At 55.8% G+C, this 1,902-nt stretch carries 1 protein-coding gene and 2 pseudogenes; 2 read left to right on the plus strand and 1 reads right to left on the minus strand.

Annotated elements, in window-relative coordinates:
* Positions 1-211: 211 nt before the first annotated feature.
* Together DW49_RS0121575 and DW49_RS1000000133760 are read left to right on the plus strand one after the other, a co-directional pair.
* Positions 212-448, plus strand: a complete 237-nt coding sequence (locus DW49_RS0121575) for a hypothetical protein (RefSeq protein WP_029768505.1) — start codon at positions 212-214, stop codon at positions 446-448.
* Positions 449-562: 114 nt separating this feature from the next.
* Positions 563-676 (plus strand): annotated as a pseudogene (locus DW49_RS1000000133760) (carbon storage regulator); the annotation flags it as partial.
* 32 nt (positions 677-708) lie between these two features.
* Here DW49_RS1000000133760 and DW49_RS01000000128705 read toward each other — a convergent pair.
* A pseudogene (locus DW49_RS01000000128705) lies at positions 709-1,671 on the minus strand (tyrosine-type recombinase/integrase).
* Positions 1,672-1,902 lie beyond the last annotated feature (231 nt).

The following is a 1,902-nucleotide window of genomic DNA, read 5'->3' on the forward strand; positions in this document are numbered from 1 at the left end:
GCGGCGGGTTTGCTTGCGTTTGCCTGCGTACTCAACGTCGGAAAAGCTCATTTGGCTCATGGGCGGCTCGGATCAGGTGGTCAGGCGATTTTCGCATATTTGAGACTTGTTCGGAGGTTCCCTAAATATGAGATTAAGTGCACTTTCTGTTCCGTTGCTCCCCGAAGCTATGGAGTGCTGCACGTTCAGATCGCCAAAATGCCTAGGGTCGATGGAGGTTGTGGCAGGTGGAGAGGAATTTGCCGCCATCGGCCTTCAAGGCACGGCGTTCGCGATCGAAGCCAAGCACTCTGCACCTGTTACGAACGCTAATTACTCAGTCGCCAAGGACGCAGAAAAAAACCAAATCGGTAGCACCAAGGCACTTCCTTTACAAGCGCGCATCACATTAGGAAGTAGCAAAAAGATCATCGGCGGCTGCTATTACTGGCCGCAGGACTGCGGCTAAGGTCGCCGTCAGGTTACAGCCGCAGCCTGACAGGCTGCGGCTGTAACCTCGCCATAAACAGCTTCCATTCATAAAAACATCCGCGTTGGGATTCACAATTCGCTGTGTGGCTCCGCCCCGAATGTCGTTGCGGTCCAGTGCAGAGACGTTGATAGCGAAGTGACTGATCGAAAGCCGAGTCCTGTCATTACTCATAAGCGCCGGTGGCGTTCGTCGTTCACCAAATAGCAGTCAATAGCAGTCTGTGGCACGTGTGAAAGTCAATATTTCACCTTATAGGTCGGTGAATCCTCAGGCCTGTTCTCCCGCCGATCATAGATCTTGGTTGTGCTGATGTTGGCATGGCCCAGCCAAGCCTGGACCTTGGCAATGTCGGCTTCATGATCGAGCGCATTGGTGGCAGCAGTCGCACGTAGTCCGTGCACGCCCAGACCGGCTACCTCAATCCCTGCCTTTTTGGCATAGGCCTCGACCACGGTATAGATCCCGTTGGCCGAAACCCCGGCGCCGGTCGTTTTGCCTCTCAGCGGTATGAACAGCGGGACCTTCTTGTCGTCCAGGTGATGCCCTGATCGTTCCAGGTACAGGTGGATGCGCCCGGCCGCAATAGGGTGTAGCGGTAGGTAGCGCACTTTGCCGCCCTTGCCATGGATTTTCAGGTGCTGGATACCGCGCCTTTCTTGGATGTCGCTGACCTGCAGCTGCGCTGCTTCTTCTCGGCGCAGGCCGTGGTAGAGCAGCACCGCCAAAATGGCCCGATCACGCAGGCCCTTAAGCGTGCTTTCGTCTGGGGCCTCAAGCAGCGCCTTGGCTTGGTGATCGCCCAAGGCCGGAGTCTTGCCTTCGTTGCTTTCGATCTTCGGTCGTTTGACGCCGTGTACCGGGTTACCGCCCGTGACTGCATTGCTGTCCAGGAGGTGATCGAAGAGGCTGGCCAGCGCGGCTAGTTTGCGGCGGATGGTGGCCCCGGCCAGGCCGCGTTGTTCCAGATCGGCGCGCTAGGCCAACACGTGCGAACGGGTGACCTGGCGAAAGTCGTCGGCGTTGGCCAGCCCTATAAAGGAAGAAAAATCCGTCAGGTCATTTTTATAGGCACGGAGCGTGCGCGGGTTGTCGATGTTGGCAAACCACTCGACCGCTGACGGTACTGCGGCCAATTGCTGAAATTCGACGGCGGTCAGCCTGCGCGAGTCGTTCGAGACGACTTTCGTCACATCCTGCATGTAAATCCCTCAGTAGGGCTATAAATGAGCACGGATTAAGATTTTAGTCACCAAAACGCCGCCGCTGGTGAGCAGCGTACACCCTCAACAATACGCGTCAATAATTGGTGATAACGTATTTTATTGCCGGCGGTTTCAGAGGCTGAGTGCAACACCCGGCTATTGAGTTAGGGATGGACTCTCATGATGCTTGGACATCATTTCCGTCATCATTTCGATAGGGCATCTGTA

It is taken from the genome of Pseudomonas avellanae BPIC 631 (assembly GCF_000444135.1).
Lineage (GTDB): Bacteria > Pseudomonadota > Gammaproteobacteria > Pseudomonadales > Pseudomonadaceae > Aquipseudomonas > Aquipseudomonas avellanae.

Excerpts from the sequence above, each read along its gene's own strand:
- DW49_RS0121575 (WP_029768505.1), top strand. The coding sequence starts at position 212 with ATGGAGGTTGTGGCAGGTGGAGAGGAATTTGCCGCCATCGGCCTTCAA.